Origin of the sequence: Balneola sp., assembly GCA_003712055.1 — a bacterium.
Classification (GTDB): Bacteria; Bacteroidota; Rhodothermia; order Balneolales; family Balneolaceae; genus RHLJ01.
On the sequence record RHLJ01000002.1, the window covers coordinates 113,740 to 133,126 of the forward strand.

The window sequence follows — 19,387 nt, forward strand, 5'->3', positions numbered from 1 at the left end:
TTCTAGCTAATACCTCCTTTTACAGTGATTTAATTCTCAAATGAAATCTGACCCAGTCCTCAATCCCCTCCGGCGGAGGGGAGGCTGTTTTCCAAAGTTCTAATTTAAAGGTAGAGTTGTTTTTTACAGCTACAAACTAAATAAACAAGTTCCCCTCTTGGGAGGGGAAAGGGGTGGGTTAAGTTCTAATATAGATGTAGTTCTTTTTTTAATTACAGTATCGAAGCCCTTGTATTCTATCCGGTGGTATTTCTATAATCACTTTTTATTCTTGAATGGTATTTATCGTGCATGCCTTCTCCGTTCAGGATATTCGGTACAAACTTCTCAATTCTGGCTACCCGCGTTTTTGACTGTTTAGGTTGGGAAAAGTGAATGATATAGCCACGTTGCCGCCCGGGAGTTAATGACTCAAAGGCATTCTTAAACATAGGGTCTTCATCCATCTTAGATTGAAGCTCTTCAGGGATAGGCTCCGGGTTTTGTTTGAACTCTACTTGTAAACCTTTCTTTTCTATCTCAATGGCTTGCTGTATGTATTCCTTTAAAAAATGCTCCACCTCAATGATTTGATCTACACTGGTGAACTTTATATATCGGGCAGATTGGGAATTTGGACCGGGTTTGGTGAGCAGGTTATGGGGGTCTTCGAGTAGAACTCCTTTAAAGAAACTTATAACGGCTGCATCCTTAAGTGCGCTCACCATCAATACATTCTTATGATCTACAGTATAACAAGGGGCTCCCCACTTTAGCTCCTCGTTAAGTCCACATTCAAGCACAATCATCCGAAGGGTTTTCAACTCCTCCTGCCAGTCATTTACCTTGCAATCCGGAGTACCTCCATATTCGCATCGCATGCAGCCATCAACGAGGTATTTGTCGATTTGAGGGTTCATATTTAGAATCAACTATTTTACACAACGTAATTCGTTAGTTCTAAAAATCAAAAAGGAGACTATAAAGCCTGGTCTTTTACTGACTACTCCGATGATTATAACTCAACACCTCACTAATTTTCCATGCCTCATTTTCTAATACCCAAACATGGGTAAAATCAGCCGTGCTGGTATAAATGTCTTCCTTTCCCTCTTCCCTTAGATAGAAGTGATGCACTCCTTTTTGAATGGCTGCATATAATACCCCATTATTATAAAGAGGATAGGCCACTAAGCTATTAGCTTCTAATTTGCGAATGGGCTTTTGTCCCTGACCAGCACAAATGTATTTCTCGGTATTATTAAGGAAAATGCTTTTATCCTGGAAGCCGCTTTGATCATGAAAAAACTTCAGATCGTCACTAATAGTCTTGTCAAGGTAAGTGATATCACACTGGTTAAAAGCTTTCTCAAAGAATACACTGTCTTGTACCTGAAGGGTTTTAAATAACTCCGATTGTACATTTAATTGAGCCTTTAATGCGGTTGGGGTGGCAACAAAGAATAAAAAGAAGAATAGTCTGTACATGGCTTTTGAAGTGAGTTTTAAATCAGATTCCCTTACCAGTTATAACATCAGATGTTGCGAATTGGTTTTAACTCTTCCTATCCATTATTCACTTTACAATCCGCTGTGCTCACATTTCCTTTTTTATTCTCTCATAATCTCTTAGCGCTTCAAATACCTGGTGATCTTTTGGGTAAACCTGGTCAAAGAATTTTTTAGACGTTGAAAAAAATTTATCAGCAAAATCAACCTTTTCCATATTCAAATATGACAATCCAAGGTGAAAATTCAAATTGCCTAAAATTTCTTTGTCTGAATATAAATCGGTTAAGTGTGTGAGCAATTCAACTAATTCGGTTTCTTGGTTACTATCAAAAAAAAGATCTATTAAATCAGAAAGAGCTGCTGGATTTTTAGGTTCAATTTTAAAAAGTTGAATAGAATACTTTTTTGCTTCTTCTATTAATCCTTGTGAAAGAGTTTCAACTATTATCTTTTTCAAATAAGTGTAGTGAGTTGGAAAACAGTCAATCCCTTTAATAAAATTTTGGAGGGCACTTTGGTCATCATTCATCTCTTTATACCACATTCCAATCTTAAAATACTTATCAGCCTTTTCTTCAGGGTCTTTTGACTGCTCAATTTCCGTAAGGTTTTGCTGTATTACTAAGTGATTATCAAATTCAATTTTTCCGGCCTTTGCAACTTTTAAAACATGCTGAAGCTTTCGGATATTTTTATTTAATAATTCTATAGGAGTGAATAAAACGATATAAAAAATATAGTTTTCAAATTCAATAAAGCCAGTAGCTTCAATAAAGGAGTATCTAGGAATTTCTGCGATTCTTATCTTAGTTTTTAATGCGTCTGTCCTTTTTACAGTATTTTTATATGTAAACTTTGATCCTTTGTCGAACTTTAAGAGTCGAGCATTTTGAAAATCGATTAATTTCTCGATGTCATATTCTGGAAAATCCTTTTTCCAAAATTGCATATACATCCATTCATTTTTCTTTTGGGCTTCTTCAAGTGTTAAGCCACGCTGATGAATTGTAGCAAAAGAATTTACCTTTTCTTTTAAATTTAGTACCCATCCGAATGGAGCGGGGACAAGAACAAAGAAGTGTCCTGAATATGGTATGGCACCAAAACCTTGAAATACTTTTAATTCTTCAAAATTTAGAATGTCAAGCTCTACGTGTTGATTTCCATAGTATGCTCTATTAATTGCAGCTTTTGAATATCCTTTCTGAGTGATAATAACACCTTGATGTGCTTCTACATCTTCAACCATTGAACAAAAGCTTTCGATTTTTTTGACATCAATTTTTTCTGAAAAATTTTTGCAATCAACAACAATTTTTAATTCATACCCAGCAATTTCTCCTTCAATTAAAATGTCAATTTGTCGAGGTACCTTAGAAAACTTTCCGAGAATTTTCTGGTCAAATGAAATCGTTGTCTCAGGATAAGTTTCCTTAAAGTATTCAAAGATTTCTTTTTCGTACTCTTTCCAATTCATTTTGGTCTATTAATATTCTAGATAAGTCATAACATTAAGTAATTGTTAGCGCTTTAAACGTATCGTGTTTCTCCTTCCAAATCAATGAGATGTTCAAAGTTTCGAGAACTATTTGATCCAGTCCGAAACTTATTTCTTTCTAAAAAGTAGAGGTTATCGTTTTTTCCTCTATATTTGTTCTACAAATTAAAAAGATATGAAAGAAACAAAACTCGGAGATTTTGAAGAAACCTTGCTTCTTATTGTGGGAATCCTTGATAAAGAAGCCTATGCCTTCAAGATCGCAGAAGAATTTGAAGACCAACTCAAACGCTCTGTGTCAATCGGAGCAGTGCATTCTACCTTAAATCGCTTAGGAGATAAAGGCTTTCTCACTTCCAAGATGGGAGATCCGACTGCCGAGCGAGGAGGGAGGAGAAAACGCATTTATGAAATCACTGCGGAGGGGCATCGAGCCTTGAAAAACTCTCGTGAAATCAAGCTTTCGCTATGGAACCAGTTTCCTGCCTTTGCAAACCTAAAGTTTAGGGTAGGGTAGTGATAATTATCTCAAATCAAATACCAGTTTTGTCATTCCGCGGCGTATGCCCGGAATCTAGATTTATCTTAAAGATCAGAATTCAATGCTTTAAGGAAGATTCAGATTCCTGCTTCCGCAGGAATGACTTATTAGAGAAATGCTGGTTAACTCTTCCTACAAGACAAGGAGTATACTAAATGGAATCCAGGCCTCCTGAATTAGCTGAACGGTTTTTATGCTTCTTCCTCAAACAAGAGTTTCAGGAAGAGGTACTTGGTGATTTAGAAGAGGCTTACTATTTCGCTTTGAGGGAGCACACCGAACGAAGAGCAGCTCTCTTGTACTGGTTCCAGGTGCTTAACTATCTCCGCCCCTTTGCTATTAAAAATTTCCGCTCACCCGAAATCTATCCTGTTATGCTATCTCACAATATCAAAATCAGTTATCGTACCCTGCTCAAGAACAAGACCTACTCCCTGATAAATATTTTGGGTCTGGCCATAGGTATCACTGTTTCTATCTTCATAGGACTTTGGGTACTGGATGAATATTCCTTCAACAAAAATCATGAGCATTATGATCGAATAGTCCAGGTATTCCGAAAGAATGTTACACCTGAAGCAATTTATATCAATAGTTCTATGACAGGTGCACTTGGAGAAGAGCTAAATGAGAAGTTTCCCCATTATTTCGAATACACGGCGCTAACTTTTTTTAGACCCAGTGAGCAGGTTCTTAGTATCGGTGAAAATTCCTTTGAAGAAATGGGGTATTTCTTTCAGCCAGATATCACTCATATTCTTTCGCTACCCATGTTGGAAGGCTCGAGAGATGCTCTTCAAAATCCGAGCAATGTGATTATCTCGAAATCATTTGCAGACAAAGCTTTTAGAAATGAACAGGCTATTGGACAAACGGTAAATTTGAATGCGAATGTAGATTTGATAGTGGCCGGAGTGTATGAGGACCTCCCACAAAACTCGACTTTTGGAGATGCTTCCTTCCTTATTTCCCAGGCACTCTTCTATAATGAGCAAAATCCCTATGGATGGGACAACTATAACATGAAGTTATTTGCTTTGCTCCGACCCGGCGTAAATGTCGAAGATGCTTCAGAAGCGATTAAAGATGTTATCAAGCCCTACCGGGATGAATTGTACAATAAAGGAGAGATTTTTTTGCTTCCTATGAGGGACTGGAATCTGAATTCTACTTTTGAAAATGGGGTACAGGTAGCTAGCCAAAAAGTGCAATTCATTCGATTATTTATTGTCATAGGGCTGTTTATCCCGCTCATTGGATGTATCAACTTTATGAATTTGAATACCGCCCAATATCAAACAAGAGGGAAAGAAGTAGGTATCCGAAAAACCTTAGGATCGGTGAGAGCTACTGTAGCCAGTCAGTTCCTGGTTGAGTCGTTTATGTATGTATTTGGTGCCTTAATGGTCTCTTTGGTATTGGTATATGCCTTGCTTCCCGGCTTTAATGAAATCTCCGGAAAGGAAGTCACACTTCCCTGGATGTTCCCCGCTTTCTGGTTGTTGTGCCTGGTATTCAGCTTAATCGTTTCTTTGTTTGCGGGTAGCTATCCTGCTTTTTTCTTGTCTTCATTTAATCCGATGGAAGCTATAAAGGGGAAATTGAGACAAGGAAGAAAAAGTATTCGGTTTCGCCAGGCCCTGGTGGTGTTTCAATTTACTATTTCCATCTTTCTGATTATTGGAACCATCACTATTCATGAGCAGATCAATCATGCCAAGAATAGATCCATGGGATATGAAAAGGAAGGATTGATCACCATAAGAGGACGAAATGCTGACTTTGCCCAGAAAGGAGAGTTATTGAGAGAAGAGCTGAAAAGAACAGGAGCTGTTGAAGAAGTTGCTTTTTCAAACTATCCATTGACTAATACACTTGGTAATAACGGTGGGTTTAGTGTTGAAGGATCAACAGAAATAAACCAGGAGACGTTTAACACAATCTATGTGACTCCGGAATATGGGGCAGCAGCGCAATGGGAATTGGTGGCAGGTCGTGATTTTAACAGAGATCAGGGAATTGAGATCAATTCAATTATCCTGAGTGAATCGGGGGTTGCGCAGTTAGGGCTTACAGACCCTATCGGAAAAGAAATTACTGCTCATAACAACACATTTAATGGCCAAACTAATTTTACGATCATTGGCGTGGTGAAGGATATGATCAAAGGCTCTCCTTTTAACGATCCTGTTCCACTCATGCTTTTTCCAAATACTAGTACTAACCGAAGGGGATTTATGTTCGTGCGGCTCAACCCCGACATGCCCTATGGCGAATCGATTGCGGCTGTTCAGGAAAGTTTTCACAGCGTGTTACCCGATCACCCCTTTTATGCCCATTTTGCGGACGACCAATACCTGGCAAAGTTCAAGTCCGAAGATCAAACAGGTACATTGGCAACACTCTTCAGTACACTAGCCATTTTGATAAGCTGCCTTGGATTATTTGGTCTTTCAGCATTTATGGTTACTCAGCGTGTTAAAGAAATTGGAATCCGAAAAGTGCTCGGAGCTTCTATTACTAATTTGTGGATGCTGTTGTCCAAAGATTTTGGTCAGTTAGTAATTATCGCTTGTGTGATTGCTTTACCTGCTGCCTTTTATGCGATGAATAGCTGGTTACAAAACTATGAGTTTAGAATACCATTGTATTGGTGGATTTTTGTAGCTGGAGCGGTCTCTTGTTTGGTAGTTACTATGCTAACGGTGAGTTACCACTCGATAAGAGCTTCACTGGCTAATCCGGTTGAGTCTTTGAGATCGGAGTAGTTCTTTTATTAGTCATTCTGAGGCTACCGCCGAAGAATCTAATCGGGTTCTATCCGGTAAGATCCTTCGCAAGTATGCTCAGGATGACTTCAAAAAAGAAAAGATATTAGCACCCAATTCCTCATACTCTGTACCTGAGGTCCTAAAAACTACGGCAAAAAACACAGCCCAGCCTTTTGCACGGGTAATGGTTGAGGGTGTAGCTCCATATTCTTCTACAAGATCTTCTCTTAGAGTTTTTGTCATCGGAAGCATCCAAAGAATAGCAAGGTCCGTGGCAGGATCTCCTTTGGTGATGTCTCCCCAATCTATTACAGCTTGTATTATCCCTTCCTTTACAATGATATTTCCGGGGTGCAAATCTCCATGTATCAATGTGGGATTAGTATTTATTTCTTGTGCTAGGGCTTCTTCCCAAAGCTTCAATACGTGAGGAGACAACACGAGCTTATTTTTTTGAATTCGCTCATCAATCACATCTGCTTTACTTGTAAGTGGTGCATCCCTAAAAGGATTTAGAGGCGCACCTTCAGGACTGATATCATGAAGTTTTTTTAAAAAGTGAACGAGTCGAAAAAGCTCTGGTTCGGCAAGAAATGTATTTCGAGCGGCAGTACCCTCGAACCACGGAAGAATACTCCAGTGCCAGGGGTAAGAGCTGTCAGGCTTTCCAACTCTTATAGGAGCAGGGATAGGTAAAGGAAGTTGCCCTTTTAACTTTTGCGTCCATTCAATTTCATAGGTTATTAGCTCTGCTCCCAACGCTCTTCTGGGGATTCTTACGAGGTATTGATCACCAAGTTTGTAATTCTGGTTATCCCAACCACTTCCTACCAGCTTTAGGGAAAGCTCGGAGAACTCAGGGAATTGTGAGTCAATCAGGCTTTGGACTAGTTCCTCGTCTATATTGAGATCTGAGTTAGGGTAAGCAGTCATGGAATCAGCTTATAAATCCCAAGGGTTCTTTCCTTCAATCTGGAGCTTCCAAATGGTATTGCTCCCATCAGAAATGCGCCTTATTTGAGTAAAATCATCATTACTTATAAAGATCATTGGAGATTCAACGTCAAAGGCAATTTCCATTATAATAGTAAGGGTATCATTAGATGATAAGTATTCACCTGACTGTAGAATATCAGTAACAATCACTTCAGAAGTAGAGTCAGGAAAAAGTTCAAGCCATTGTGCGCAATTTACACCTTGATTCAAAAGTTCAAGGCACTCTTCGGTGGAAGAAGCAATTGGATAGACAAAGGTGGTATTTCCACTTCCAAAAAAGAAAAGCTCTTCGTCAGGATTGCTGTCACTACTACATGAAAGCCCGAAAATCAGTAGGAAAGAAAGGGTCAAAAATCTCATGAGCACATCAACGACTTAGTTGTGCAATAATTTTAATTGCTCGTTTCGAAACTGACTTTCTAGAATCCTGGCTATGTCTATCAAGGTGCGGGAGCATCCAGCTCTTTAGAGAGGAATCCTTCTCTGCCCAGGTAGATAATGTTCTCATGGCTTCATTGAGTACAATCCAGTCGTTATGGAATTCGAGATTTCTCTTCACAATCGACACTGCTTGCTCATATTGCTCATCGTTCATTTGATCCTCAAGCTTTAGAAAGAGCTGGCATAAAGTCCATTGGGTTGAAGCCTGATCAATATCAGCAATTTCGGTTAAAAACCGATCGATATAGGGTACGAGTAGCTGCTTTTCTTCTGCACACACTCTTTTCATTGCATTGGACACACGCAGGCGAACTACCTCATCTTCACTAAAGTAACAATTAAAGAGTTCATCAAAGTTGGAGTGATTGGCTAAAACTTCTTCAACCACCTCAACAGTGTTGCCCAGTGAGTTGGGATGTCCTCCGGTTAGCCGCTGCTCAAAATTATTCATCGCCAGGTTTAGATTTTGTAAGATGCCAGATTGTTATTCCACACATTACAAGATAAGGCAAGCTCAACTTGTGTTATTTGTTAATGGTTATTGAGAAAACTATTCACCAATAACCATTAACATACGATGTAAATATTCAAAAGCATTTTTATACTTCCTACTGCGATTCTTCAATCTTTCGAATAGCCTTAAGGATACTTTTTCTAATTCCTGGGGAAAGAGCGTTGACATAATGAGGTTGGGCCAGTACCAGGATTTCATGATTCAACTCAGGATATTTTTCAGCAAATCGGATCATACATTGAAAGGCAAAATGCCGAACAGAAGGTTTTTTCTGAACCTGTTCCCAAAGAGTAGTACTGTAATCATACAACCGACTCTCTTGTTCTTCTTCCATATCCATTTTGAGGAGGATTTTGATGAACTCTCGTTGATGTCCATCCTCTAATTCCGGGAGCACATCTATTATTTCGGAAATGTAAGGAGTGATTCTAGGATCATTCTTTTTCATGTATCCTCCGATCATCCAGGTTGCTCTCCAACCGAATGGTTTTTCATCTGTGAGTGCGATACTCATGGCCTCATCAAAACACTCAGGGTGCTCATCAAGGAACTCAACCTTTTTAAGCTTTTCACGACTCAGCAACACCGATTTGAGGAGCGGATTCATTTAGAAGGGCTTCTTATTAGTCATAAACACGAATGATTTCCCCATGACCATTTCCCATAATGCTACGGACATAGGCGTTGACTACTTTTTGATTGGATATGGGATTGTGACCCGGAAAGTAATCCTTGTACTTCTCGTAGGCATCTTCCACAACTCCCAAAGCCACAGCATTTAGCCGAAATTGAGTTCGTGTCTCTAAAGCAGCAGCCTGAACAAAGCTGTGAATGGCTCCATTAACCATGGCCGCGCTTGTTGTATTCATTACTGGATCATCTGCAAGGATTCCCGTTGATAAAGTAATAGAACCGTGCTCCGAAAGATGGTTCTGACCAATTCGGACAAGATTTACCTGTCCCATTAGCTTGCTTTGGATGCCAATATAAAAGTCTTCTTCACTGAGATCGTTAAAGGGAGCCCATTTAGCTTCCCCGGCAATACAAACAATGGCGTCCACTTCTCCAATTTGTTCAAAAGCTTTTTTGATTGAATCCGAATCTGCAATATCAATGAGAACATCCCCAGTATTTCTGCCACCTATCAATACGTCATGGTCGTTGGAGAAATGATCAACCACTCTTTTTCCAATAGTTCCGTTTCCGCCAATGATTAATAGTTTCATTCGAATAACCCCAATTGATCTTTCTTTGGTTTCTGTTCAAAGCCTTTAATCGTTCGGCCTCCATATTTCCAGGAATCTCTTCTTTCCTTTTGTATGAGCTCTTCAACTTCATCCTTAGGCTCAAAATTTTGTTCTGCTTTTTGAGAAAGCTTAGCCAGCTTCTCGATGGCTTTAAGTTTGTCCGATCGATCAATCTTTGCTCGTTCAACTGCAGTTTTTAAGGTGGAGATAGTTTCATCATACACCGTAGTTGGAACAGGGAAGGGGTTGCCTCCCTTACTTCCATGAGCAAAGGCAAAACGAGCAGGGTCATTAAATCGGTTTTGAGTTCCATGAATGACCTCACTCACTAAGGCCAGAGATTGTAGCGTTCTGGGTCCCAGCCCTTTTAACAAAAGAAGATCTTCGAAATTGGAAGTTTCAGCTTCCTGGGCTACCCAAAGTATGCTACCTAGTCGCTTGAGGTCTACATCTCCGGATTTAATTCCCTTGTATTTAGGAAGCGACATATGCTGCAATTCATTGATAATATGAACGGGCTTCTCATTTGTGATTTCGAGAATCCCTTTCTGAGCTGGTTCTGCTTTGGCATCTACCATGTTGAGGATTTCTCCCTGGTGATCTCCGCATACCGCCGTATGGGGATTTTTCACGAAAGAAGTAATCTCTTGTGAGTGCCAATGGTAGCGTCTAGCGCTTCCGTCTTCGGGTTTCATTCCCTGCTGAATTACAGACCAGTCGCCGTCGGCACTTACCACAAAACTGTGGATGTACAAATTGTATCCATCCTGAATAGCGGTGTTATCTACTTTCGCGCTTAGCTTACTATATCGTGCGAGCAGGTTTCCGTCTTTTCCGGTTTTGTCACCCACCTTCTTAAGTTCTTTGGGAGTGGCTAGCGATTCTTTTCCTTTGCCTCCACAAACATATAATCCCAAGGATTTTGAATGAGGATTTAGCGACTGTTTCAATGCATTCAAAACCGCAGTGGTAACACCGGAAGAATTCCAATCCATCCCTATTACTGCTCCAAAACTTTGAAACCAGAAAGGATCAGAGAGTCTACTTAAGAATCCTTTGGTTCCATAGTCGATGATAATAGCTTCTACAATAGGCAGACTTAGTTTGGTCATTCGTTCGAACAACCAGGAGGGTATTTTACCTCCCATCAATGCTAAGTCAGCGGAGCCTGAGGATTTCATGGCTTGTCACTCTCTACTTCAGTTTTTTTCGTCCATTTACGGCCATATTTCCAAAGCAGAATAATAACCAGTATAAGCATTAACTGGGCAAGAAGACCACCTATAGCTTCACCCGCTTCATAAGCACTTAGTGAACCGCTAAAAATAGCTAAGAACTTAGCTACATCCATGGTCATTCTATCCAAAGTATTTAGTGCTGTTAATACTAGAAGTCCAGCTAGTACCAGAAAGATATAACCGAATAGTTTTTTCATATAATATTAACGTCTTGATAAGTGCGCTTTTCAATTTGAATATTGAAAGCTTAATGAACATACTAAAAGAGGTTCAACACCAAAAGCATTGAACCTCTAAAATTTTGAAATAAGTATTAATTACTTATTCACTTTAAGCATGCCTTCTATGCCAAAAGCGGAATAGACTCCTTCAGTAATCTGATGGAGTACCTGGTTGTATTGTTCAACCGGTTCTCCCATTCCCATATGATCTACCACTGTACGGAATGGTTTCGCACCGAATGGGAGTTCAATAAGAGAGGAAATGGCATCGGCCACGATTTGAGGGCGTTGCAGTTCATTGTTCTGCAATGCTTCCATGAATGCTTCTCCCATAGCCTGGGGAGCATTCATAAATTCTCCATAGCTTTCATTTCTGCTAGTATCGCTTGGTTGTATCAGATTATCAATGAAAGTAGTAGGAAAACCGCCTGGCTCAACAATGCATGATTCAATACCAAATCCGGAAAGCTCGGCCCGGTAATTTTCGGATAATGCTTCCAGAGCCCATTTTGAAGCTATATAGGGTCCATAGAAAGGAAGGGTAATTCGTCCAATACAACTCGATATTTGTATGATAGTGCCCTGTCCCTGTTCGCGAAGGAAAGGGAGAACAGCTCTCATAACTCTCTGAACACCAAATACATTTACATCGAACACGCGCTGCATATCTTCTGTGGTAAAGTGTTCTACCATTCCAGAGACGCCAACACCAGCGTTATTAATCACTACATCCAGGCCGTCCATTTTTGAAATGGCTTGTTGCACTCCTGAGTTTACGCTCTCCTCATTAGTTACATCCATTTCAACCAGATGTACACCTGAGGAAGAAAGCTCTTGAGCTACTGATTCATTCTTTCCTGAAGTCGATCGCATAGTTCCGACGACAGTATGTCCTTGTTCTGTTAGCAATTTTGCGGTTAAGAATCCAAAACCGCCACTTGCTCCGGTAAGTAAAATTTTCTTGCTCATAATATCCTGTTTTAAGGGGTTAAGTTATTTGACAAGAATAAGATCAGAACAAACAGTAATACTCTAGAACACGGAATAGGGAAAGGAGCACACAATTTACTGGTGTGGTATGAAGAAGGTACATTGTTCAATGTTCAATGTTCAATGTTCAATGTGCTCCGTATCTCAAACGCTGGTCAATTCACTTCCCGGTATTCGTTGGGAGTCATTCCGGTTTTATTTTTGAACAGGCGACTGAAATAATGGGGATAGTTAAATCCCAATTCATAAGCGATGCCACTTACCGAATCGTCTGATCCAAGAAGCATATTCTTCGCTTTATTAATCAGGAAGTCATTTATATGATCTTTAGCAGATCTTCCTGTTTCTTTTTTAAGCAGATCACTGAGATAATTAGGAGAGAGATGACAGTGTTCAGCAAGGTATTGAATAGTAAGGGGTCCGGATTGCAGTAGTAATCCCTGGTTGAAATAGTCCTTCATTAAGGATTCCACTTTCGAAACAATGTCCTTGTTGTGAGCCGACCGCGTATTAAACTGGCGCTCGTAAAATCTTAGGCTATAATTGAGCAGTAGTTCAATATTGGAAACCAATACCTGCTGACTATGATTATCAATACGCTCATTAATCTCAGTTTGAATCATATCCTTGCAGTTCAAAAAAACCTGCTCCTCTTGTTCAGACAAATGAAGGGCTTCATATACCTCATAAGAGAAGAAAGAGTAATTATCGATGTTTGAACCGAGATTAGTTTTCCTTATTAAATCCGGATGGAAATAGAGGAGCCATCCTTCAACCTCTCCAGGTTCTTGCGCCCGGGTTATTGTGATTACCTGACCCGGAGCAGTAAACATTAATACGCCCTCAGCAAAATCATAAGAGTTACGACCGTAATCCAATCCACAATTAGAATCTTTCAGAGCGATGCAATACATATCGGAGGAGATTCTGGTTCCTATTTGTTCTTCACCATGTTGTAGTTCTCCCACATTGATTACCGATACTAGCGGGTGAGTAGGTTTATCTAACTTCAGGAATTCATGAAGTTCACTTATAGAATTGTGGTTAATGATGGGACGAGGCATGTGGAATTTTTTGTTTACAAAGTAGCAGCTTCCAATGATTCAGACTAACACAAATTCCGGTTCTAAAAGCATTTTTTAAATGAAACAGGTGTATCTTTAGCGCCAATCAAAAAGCCCTATACATGCACAAGAAACAAATTCACATCACGGTAGAACTAGACGAGCAACATATTCCAACAAACATTCTCTGGAATGCCGATGACATGCAGGGAAAAAGTGAAGCCCAGTGCCGGGCGATGCTACTGTCGCTTTGGGATTCCCGGAATAAAGACACCTTAAAGCTAGACCTTTGGACCAAAGATATGACCGTGGATGAGATGAAGATATTCTTCCATCAAACACTAGTTTCTATGGCAGATACTCTTCAGCGATCAACTGCTGATGAACGCATTTCAGGAGACATGATGGATTTTTGTGATTACCTCGCTGAGAAGATGGAGATTAAACAGTAGGCAATTATTCAATGATCAATTGGTCAATTATCAATTTCGCAATTAAGAATTAGTTGGAGGCTTGTCATTTCGAACGAATGTGAGAAATCTGATTTATGTAAACAAAGGCAATCTTTAGATTTCTCGCTCCGCTCGAAATGACAAAAAGAAAATTCTTAATTGAAAATTGAACCATTGATCATTAAACCACTGTTAATTGAATAAAATCGAGCCAAAACTAACCGCACTTTCTTGTTCTCGTTCATCCCAAAGATCATAAGAGAGAATCTCGCCTTTTAAACCAGGAAACGTTTTGAGGAAGGTGAAAAGGGGAGGGAAACCACAAATTCTATAGGGATCGTATTCCTCTTTCATTAAGCCTAATAGTTTATCCGGACTTCCGGTTGCTCCGATTTCGAGGAAGCGCTCATCATTAAGCTTTACCTCATCAAATAGTTGTGATGCTGGCTTTTGGTCGCCAAATTTATGCCCAATGTGTGAAAGGTCTCCGCTGATCAGGAAGAAGGTGTCTTCATCATCGGCATATTCTTTTCTCAGTAATTGAGTGAAAGCTTCTACCTGTTCTTCTCTAAAGCTATTTGTGGAATAGAACAGTTCATCGAGTCCGCCCACAAGAATTGGGATTATTTCAAACTCATGACTCCAAATATGATTTAAAAAGAGGAGGTGAAGTTCGATGCTGTGTTCTATGCGATGGGCGCGGTCTTGGAATGATACTCCTGGCTGAGAAAGATTCTGAAACGAGTTCAGAATGACCTCATTAAAAGAAGTGTTGGAAGCTGTTTCTCCATTGGGGAGGGAGAAGTTTTTTTGGCTGATTACAAAGGGAGTCTCCTGGTAGAGTTTGTCATACCATCCTGAATAGTGAGAGGTAGCGAGAATCACTACTTTTTTTGGAGTAAGGTTTTTTATCGCTGAAAAAGCTTTTACATAACTACTTAATCCAACCCTTGGATCGATGTGGGGAGCATATAGAGCTTTAGCTTCCATTACTGGAGTTGATTGTTCATAAGTATTGAACGCTTCATCTAGCCAGGTTGAAAGTTCTTCCGGATTTTTCGGATAAGATATCCCCGCAGTATTGCTGAGGTGAATGGCCGAAGCTTCGTACTCGGTTTCGATAAGTTCGGAGTGACTGTTAAAGTACTCAGACTGAAGAAGCCCATGTTCATCCAGGTGGCGGATATATCCCAGTACTTGTTCTTTAGTTACCTCATCGGAACTGAATTTCAAAATATCTTCTACACTTCGATTGCCATCCAGTAAAGAAAGCATAGTTTGGGATTCCATAGGGAGAGCGAAGTCAGGAGTCAAATATCCTAAAGCATCATAGAAAACAACCAGCGAATGCCCATTCTGGTGATGCGGAATTTGCTGAATATCAAATCTTACCGGAGGGATAGGGTCGGAGTAAGAATTAAATAGCAATTCTTCCATTTAGAAGGAGATTTTGATATTCAGGTTTGGGGTGAACCCAAGTAAATACCTCTCTTCTTCAACAATTTCAATTTCTTCGTCGCTATCAATTTCGTCCGGGTAGTAGAAACGATTCAGGATATTGGTACGATCATAAAGATTAAGGAAAGAAAGTCCTACTTCAGCATTGAATGATCGGGATAGCGTTCGGGGTACCTTATACCAAATCGAAAAGTCCAGGCGATGATAATTAGGTAGTCGTTTACTATTTGTTTCCCCCCATTCTATCACAAAGAAAGTTTCTGTTTCTGTTTCTCCTTCGTCAACTTCTACTACCTCAATAACTTCTTCGTTTTGAGGTTCGGTATAAGGAGCTCCTGTTTTAAAGGTCCAACCTGTAGAAAACTCAAAGTTTCCAATTTCCAGACTTTGAACAATCTGAAGCTGATGCTTTTGATCAAGGAAGGAAGGAAATCGCTCGTCTTCAAAATCCGGAAAAAAACTTTCTGCATCTACAAGGGAATAACTGATCCATGCCCGGTAATTATTAATTCGTTTTCTAAGAAGTACATCCAGACCGTGAATTATGTCTTCACCGCTTGATTCTTCATCATCTAGTTCCAAGCCCCCAAAGTTATAGTTCAAAGAAATCAGGCCATTTATTCTTCTTGAATAAGCTTCTGCATCTAATAGCCAGCCACTATGTTGAACCACAAAACCTCCTGATATTTGCTCACTTCTGAGCACAGGGAAATCTTCTTTATCCGACATATACCAAATTTCTTCTGTTCTACTGGAAATGGAGTTGTCGAAGTTTTTCAAAGTTCGGATGTATTGATGATATCGGCCAGTAGAGGCTTTTAGTTGAAGCCAGTTTGTCGGGGAGTAGGAGATATTCAATTGAGGATCTATGGTGTAAATATCTACAAATCCGAACCTGCTGGCTCTTACTCCCGCATCTATCCGAAAAGGTTGTCCTACTCCGAATATATAATTTCCAAACAGGGAATAGCCGATGCCAGAGTTCTTTGTTCTATCAAAAAAATCATCTTCATAAGTACTTACTTGAGAGAGGGTAAAATCGACATCGAGGATATTTAATTGACCACCGAATTTGAGCTGATTATTACCCAGTGAAAGGGTATTGATTGCCCGGATTTCGGTATTTAGAATATTGTTCGTTCGTAATGCCCGATCGCTAAGTGAGTCTACTCCGCTTGCAAAACCTCCATCAAATGGGTCTTCCTCTTCATCTTCCTCCTCATCGTCTTCTTCATCATGATCATCGAGTTTGGAAAGTTGTTCACTGGCTTCAAATTCTGCCGGGTCTACTTCTCTTTGCAGAAGAAAGTCATATTCTAAATCATAAGAAGAAACGGATGCACTTATTCTGCTTTCAAAACGATCGCTCCAGAAACGATCCCACGCAAGGTTTATGCCTGCAGTATTTACCTCATGAAATTGAAACTGCGCATTTTGCTCACCCTCATTGGTAGTTCGGTAATCGAGTTTATTCCCATTCGTAAATACACTAATGGAAAGTTGATTCCTGTAGTCTGGTTGCCAAATCCACTTTCCATTAAAATCCCAGAATACCAGCTCCTGTTTTTCTACTTCATCGCCTTCTCCATCTTCTATTTCAATGGGCTGTCCATCTCTGGAAAATTCGGAAGCATTAAACAGTTTATCCTGGAAAGCATCGAAAGTGGCGGATTGATAGATGTCGGTATAAGAGCGTCTGCCTGAGAATAAAAAGCCATGTTTTTTGAAGGGTACAGCAATAGATCCACTGGCATGAGTTAGGTTGGAATTAACATCTCCAGAGGTTTTTCGAGGCAAAAAAGTAGGCCCCTTCATTTCCAGCAATCCTGAGGTAGCACCACCAAATTGTGTTGGAATTGCACTTCGATACACATTCACCGAGTTAATGCTTGAAGGGATGACAGCACTCACCAGTCCAAAGTAATGCCCGGTGTGATACAGAGGAATATCATCCCAATACATAGATACCTGATCGTTAGAACCTCCCCGAATGTTTAGCCCGGAAGCAGATTCATCTTGAGCATTTATTCCGGGAAGAGCATGTAGAGAATACAAGGCATCAGGTTCTGAAAGCCCCGGAAGAACGTTCATGTTTTGTGGGCGGATAGTTACTGTTGAAGCGTCCTCTTTAACAATAATCCCGGTATTGAGGTATTCCGTAACAGTGATACTTCCCAACTCAGAACTTTTTGGGGTTAAGGCTATGGTAGTATTTGCTGAAGTATAAAGCTCTAGTGCCTGGAAAGTTTGGCTCTCATATCCTAAATGGGTGAGTTCAACTTCATATTGTGAAGGCTTGTTTACATATAGCTCGATGTAACCGTCTAGGTCAGAATAGGTACCTTTATAGCTATTCAACTGCCGAGCTAGTACGAGTTCAATGGGATCTCCGGTCTCAGAATCGATGACGTGAAAAGAAAGCAAAGCTCCAATTTCTTCAGCCGGCTTAATGGCTATGAAATTTCCTTCGACTACCTCAAAACTCAATCCATATGGACTTAAAATCTTCACCAAAAAAACAGATAGGGAGGTGTTATCTACTTCAATACTGATAGGCTCGGCAGGGATTTCAGTTACTGAGTAGGAGAAGAAGACAGCATAATTATCTGAGATATCCTCCAGGATTTCTGGCAATGGCTTCTCATTCGCAGAATAGCTAATACTCTGACCAAATAGGGGTATGGCTAACCCTATCCATAGCAACCCAAGTCCTAGAAACTTCATTGTTAATTATGAATGGTAAGCGTTTTTGTATCAGAATTATACGAATAGGCAAACCCGAAAGGCTCCAATACTAGTCTTAATGCGGTATCTACATTATTGGTAGGAAAGCTTCCGGTAAACCTGAGTTCATCATTGTCAGGTACATTGAAAAAGGTGACTCCATACTGAGCTGTTACTTCATCAAAAGCCACCTCCAACGGTACATTTTCTAAAGTGATGATACCACTCATCCATGAAGGGCGAAGCACATCTTCAAACCCTGATTCAGAAACAATGGCACCAACTTCGAATTGAATTTGAGAACCTGCTTCAAGAACACGTTCAATATTAGCTGCTTTTACGGCAACCCTTCCTTCATAACAGGTAGCAGTAAATAAGCCCTTTCGGTTCTTTACATTGAACTCGGTGCCTAATACCTCTACCTCTCCTAAAGGAGTGCTAACTTTGAAGGTATTTCCGGAAGTGACATCAAAAAAAGCTTCGCCATCTAAAGTGATCAGGCGTGACGTTTCCCATTGCTCTTCATCAAAAGAAAGTGAAGAGTTTGCATTTAATACTATCTCGGACCCATCAGGAAGAATGATGATTTTTGTTTCTCCAAATGCGGTTTGGTATAAATTCAGTCCTGAGCTTTGGAAGAATGCCAGATATAGGCCAGTGAATGCAGCAATGAGGATGGTAGCAGCAATAGAAATAAACCGCGCACGAGGAAGAGTAAAGATGGTGGCTTGCTGAGGTTTTTCAATTCGATCTTTCAGTCTTGAAAACTCATTATCAACATCAAACTCCTGAACGGAAAGAGAATCTGAAACAGAAGCTATTTTTTTGAAGTCCCCGAATTCCTCGTGGTTCTCAAAGGCTTTTACTTCTTCCTCACTTAGTTCACCAGCAAGCCAGCGGGCTAGAAAGGTTTCATCATTGATATGTGGTTTTTCGTTTGACACGGCTTAATGACCTTGTAATACGTCCTTTAATTTTAGTAGTGCTTTACTCATTCTTTTTTCAACCGCCTTTTGGGAAACTTCCAGTCGTTCAGCGATTTGTTTGTAAGTCAGTTTGTCAATTCTGTTCATCAGGAACACTTCTCTTTGTCCTTCAGGCAGGGCAGCAATAGCTGATTCAAGTTTGGTTTTGTACTCATTCATTTCCATCTCAAATTCAGGATGTTCGCTGTTGAGCGTTTCTCCATCATAATTGGAGGCGTACTCAAACCGCACATTATCCTTTTTGATCAGGTTGAGCATCAGGTTTTTAGCAACGGTGTATAAAAAGGGAAGAGCAGCATCCGGTACCACCGATTTACATTTCTCCCAAAGTTTTGCAAAAGCATCCTGAACCAGGTCATTTGCACGCTCCAGATTACCGCATTTGTAATACAAGTAATTGCGTAATTGAGGAGCCGATTCTCTAAAGATCTTTTCGAATACCTGCTGTTGACACACATTTTCAGCCATTTCCAAGGGTACGGAACACTTGTTAAATGTCCAACTGTTCTGAGCATATCCTTTGCTGAAAATGTACTTTTTCTCATGGCGCTATATGGTTTAAGCTTTGAGTGTAAGTGATAACAGGGCGTAACTCATTTACTTCCGATTCTTTTTCAATCGTGGTACTGATTTCAATAACCGAGCTGTTCTTTTTGCTCAATAGCATCAAATCAAATGCTGTTACTGCAAAAATGAACAGCAGAATCAAAATGTAAGGGGTTGAAGGTTTTGCGTAATTCATGATTCAAATTTTT

Annotated in this window: 20 protein-coding genes; 3 read left to right on the forward strand and 17 right to left on the reverse strand. The window is 40.0% G+C overall.

The window, feature by feature from the left end; translation table 11 throughout:
- Positions 1–236: 236 nt before the first annotated feature.
- From ED557_05475 to ED557_05485, 3 genes are all read right to left on the reverse strand, one after another.
- The gene (locus ED557_05475; GenBank protein RNC84433.1) at positions 237–899 is read right to left on the reverse strand and encodes a hypothetical protein; all 663 of its coding nucleotides are present in this window, start codon (positions 897–899) and stop codon (positions 237–239) included.
- 76 nt (positions 900–975) lie between these two features.
- Positions 976–1,467 (reverse strand): nuclear transport factor 2 family protein, encoded by a 492-nt coding sequence (locus ED557_05480; protein ID RNC84434.1) that lies wholly within the window; start codon positions 1,465–1,467, stop codon positions 976–978.
- A gap of 109 nt (positions 1,468–1,576) precedes the next feature.
- Positions 1,577–2,968, reverse strand: a complete 1,392-nt coding sequence (locus tag ED557_05485; GenBank protein RNC84435.1) for a hypothetical protein — start codon at positions 2,966–2,968, stop codon at positions 1,577–1,579.
- A gap of 196 nt (positions 2,969–3,164) precedes the next feature.
- On the opposite strand from ED557_05485, the gene ED557_05490 reads away from it, so the two are divergent.
- Both ED557_05490 and ED557_05495 read left to right on the forward strand, forming a co-directional pair.
- The gene (locus tag ED557_05490) at positions 3,165–3,506 is read left to right on the forward strand and encodes a PadR family transcriptional regulator (protein ID RNC84436.1); all 342 of its coding nucleotides are present in this window, start codon (positions 3,165–3,167) and stop codon (positions 3,504–3,506) included.
- A 179-nt stretch (positions 3,507–3,685) separates the two neighbouring features.
- On the forward strand, positions 3,686–6,298 hold the full coding sequence (locus ED557_05495) for an FtsX-like permease family protein (protein RNC84437.1): 2,613 nt from the start codon (positions 3,686–3,688) through the stop codon (positions 6,296–6,298).
- Positions 6,299–6,376: 78 nt separating this feature from the next.
- Here the strand turns inward: ED557_05495 and ED557_05500 are convergent, their stop codons facing one another.
- From ED557_05500 to ED557_05540, 9 genes are all read right to left on the reverse strand, one after another.
- On the reverse strand, positions 6,377–7,234 hold the full coding sequence (locus tag ED557_05500; GenBank protein RNC84438.1) for an aminoglycoside phosphotransferase family protein: 858 nt from the start codon (positions 7,232–7,234) through the stop codon (positions 6,377–6,379).
- A 9-nt stretch (positions 7,235–7,243) separates the two neighbouring features.
- Positions 7,244–7,657, reverse strand: a complete 414-nt coding sequence (locus ED557_05505) for a hypothetical protein (protein ID RNC84439.1) — start codon at positions 7,655–7,657, stop codon at positions 7,244–7,246.
- Positions 7,658–7,664: 7 nt separating this feature from the next.
- On the reverse strand, positions 7,665–8,189 hold the full coding sequence (locus tag ED557_05510; GenBank protein ID RNC84440.1) for a hypothetical protein: 525 nt from the start codon (positions 8,187–8,189) through the stop codon (positions 7,665–7,667).
- A gap of 157 nt (positions 8,190–8,346) precedes the next feature.
- The gene (locus ED557_05515) at positions 8,347–8,859 is read right to left on the reverse strand and encodes a hypothetical protein (GenBank protein ID RNC84441.1); all 513 of its coding nucleotides are present in this window, start codon (positions 8,857–8,859) and stop codon (positions 8,347–8,349) included.
- Positions 8,860–8,875: 16 nt separating this feature from the next.
- Positions 8,876–9,478 (reverse strand): short chain dehydrogenase, encoded by a 603-nt coding sequence (locus ED557_05520; protein RNC84442.1) that lies wholly within the window; start codon positions 9,476–9,478, stop codon positions 8,876–8,878.
- Complete coding sequence (locus ED557_05525; protein ID RNC84443.1) at positions 9,475–10,680, reverse strand: DUF763 domain-containing protein; 1,206 nt, start codon at positions 10,678–10,680, stop codon at positions 9,475–9,477. The genes ED557_05520 and ED557_05525 overlap by 4 nt, the downstream gene beginning before the upstream one ends.
- Positions 10,677–10,934, reverse strand: coding sequence for a hypothetical protein (locus ED557_05530; GenBank protein RNC84444.1), 258 nt, complete (start codon positions 10,932–10,934; stop codon positions 10,677–10,679). Before ED557_05530 ends, ED557_05525 begins: the two co-directional genes overlap by 4 nt.
- 120 nt (positions 10,935–11,054) lie before the next feature.
- Entirely contained in the window at positions 11,055–11,927 is an 873-nt protein-coding gene (locus ED557_05535; GenBank protein ID RNC84445.1) for an SDR family oxidoreductase, read from the reverse strand.
- A gap of 176 nt (positions 11,928–12,103) precedes the next feature.
- Entirely contained in the window at positions 12,104–13,012 is a 909-nt protein-coding gene (locus ED557_05540) for an AraC family transcriptional regulator (protein ID RNC84446.1), read from the reverse strand.
- A 122-nt stretch (positions 13,013–13,134) separates the two neighbouring features.
- Here ED557_05540 and gldC point away from each other — a divergent pair, with 122 nt between their 5' ends.
- Positions 13,135–13,464, forward strand: a complete 330-nt coding sequence (gene gldC / locus ED557_05545; GenBank protein RNC84447.1) for a gliding motility protein GldC — start codon at positions 13,135–13,137, stop codon at positions 13,462–13,464.
- 192 nt (positions 13,465–13,656) lie between these two features.
- Here the strand turns inward: gldC and amrB are convergent, their stop codons facing one another.
- The 5 genes from amrB to ED557_05570 all read right to left on the reverse strand — a co-directional run bounded on the left by amrB (position 13,657) and on the right by ED557_05570 (position 19,374).
- Positions 13,657–14,901 carry an AmmeMemoRadiSam system protein B gene (gene amrB, locus ED557_05550; GenBank protein ID RNC84448.1) on the reverse strand — a complete coding sequence of 415 codons (1,245 nt, stop codon included), beginning with the start codon at positions 14,899–14,901 and terminating at the stop codon, positions 13,657–13,659.
- Positions 14,902–17,646 carry a hypothetical protein gene (locus ED557_05555; protein RNC84449.1) on the reverse strand — a complete coding sequence of 915 codons (2,745 nt, stop codon included), beginning with the start codon at positions 17,644–17,646 and terminating at the stop codon, positions 14,902–14,904.
- Positions 17,647–17,648: 2 nt separating this feature from the next.
- Positions 17,649–18,590 (reverse strand): hypothetical protein, encoded by a 942-nt coding sequence (locus tag ED557_05560; GenBank protein RNC84450.1) that lies wholly within the window; start codon positions 18,588–18,590, stop codon positions 17,649–17,651.
- A gap of 3 nt (positions 18,591–18,593) precedes the next feature.
- On the reverse strand, positions 18,594–19,100 hold the full coding sequence (locus tag ED557_05565) for a sigma-70 family RNA polymerase sigma factor (GenBank protein RNC84451.1): 507 nt from the start codon (positions 19,098–19,100) through the stop codon (positions 18,594–18,596).
- Positions 19,101–19,173: 73 nt separating this feature from the next.
- The gene (locus tag ED557_05570) at positions 19,174–19,374 is read right to left on the reverse strand and encodes a hypothetical protein (GenBank protein ID RNC84452.1); all 201 of its coding nucleotides are present in this window, start codon (positions 19,372–19,374) and stop codon (positions 19,174–19,176) included.
- Positions 19,375–19,387 lie beyond the last annotated feature (13 nt).

Bases quoted from the DNA above. Each gene is read 5' to 3' on its own strand.
- ED557_05515 (RNC84441.1), bottom strand. From the start codon at position 8,859: ATGAATCCGCTCCTCAAATCGGTGTTGCTGAGTCGTGAAAAGCTTAAA.
- ED557_05490 (RNC84436.1), top strand. From the start codon at position 3,165: ATGAAAGAAACAAAACTCGGAGATTTTGAAGAAACCTTGCTTCTTATT.
- ED557_05505 (RNC84439.1), bottom strand. From the start codon at position 7,657: ATGAGATTTTTGACCCTTTCTTTCCTACTGATTTTCGGGCTTTCATGT.
- ED557_05555 (RNC84449.1), bottom strand. From the start codon at position 17,646: ATGAAGTTTCTAGGACTTGGGTTGCTATGGATAGGGTTAGCCATACCC.
- gldC (RNC84447.1), top strand. From the start codon at position 13,135: ATGCACAAGAAACAAATTCACATCACGGTAGAACTAGACGAGCAACAT.
- ED557_05500 (RNC84438.1), bottom strand. From the start codon at position 7,234: ATGACTGCTTACCCTAACTCAGATCTCAATATAGACGAGGAACTAGTC.
- ED557_05525 (RNC84443.1), bottom strand. From the start codon at position 10,680: ATGAAATCCTCAGGCTCCGCTGACTTAGCATTGATGGGAGGTAAAATA.
- ED557_05540 (RNC84446.1), bottom strand. From the start codon at position 13,012: ATGCCTCGTCCCATCATTAACCACAATTCTATAAGTGAACTTCATGAA.
- amrB (RNC84448.1), bottom strand. From the start codon at position 14,901: ATGGAAGAATTGCTATTTAATTCTTACTCCGACCCTATCCCTCCGGTA.
- ED557_05530 (RNC84444.1), bottom strand. From the start codon at position 10,934: ATGAAAAAACTATTCGGTTATATCTTTCTGGTACTAGCTGGACTTCTA.
- ED557_05510 (RNC84440.1), bottom strand. From the start codon at position 8,189: ATGAATAATTTTGAGCAGCGGCTAACCGGAGGACATCCCAACTCACTG.
- ED557_05475 (RNC84433.1), bottom strand. From the start codon at position 899: ATGAACCCTCAAATCGACAAATACCTCGTTGATGGCTGCATGCGATGC.
- ED557_05535 (RNC84445.1), bottom strand. From the start codon at position 11,927: ATGAGCAAGAAAATTTTACTTACCGGAGCAAGTGGCGGTTTTGGATTC.
- ED557_05495 (RNC84437.1), top strand. From the start codon at position 3,686: ATGGAATCCAGGCCTCCTGAATTAGCTGAACGGTTTTTATGCTTCTTC.
- ED557_05565 (RNC84451.1), bottom strand. From the start codon at position 19,100: ATGGCTGAAAATGTGTGTCAACAGCAGGTATTCGAAAAGATCTTTAGA.
- ED557_05520 (RNC84442.1), bottom strand. From the start codon at position 9,478: ATGAAACTATTAATCATTGGCGGAAACGGAACTATTGGAAAAAGAGTG.
- ED557_05570 (RNC84452.1), bottom strand. From the start codon at position 19,374: ATGAATTACGCAAAACCTTCAACCCCTTACATTTTGATTCTGCTGTTC.
- ED557_05485 (RNC84435.1), bottom strand. From the start codon at position 2,968: ATGAATTGGAAAGAGTACGAAAAAGAAATCTTTGAATACTTTAAGGAA.
- ED557_05480 (RNC84434.1), bottom strand. From the start codon at position 1,467: ATGTACAGACTATTCTTCTTTTTATTCTTTGTTGCCACCCCAACCGCA.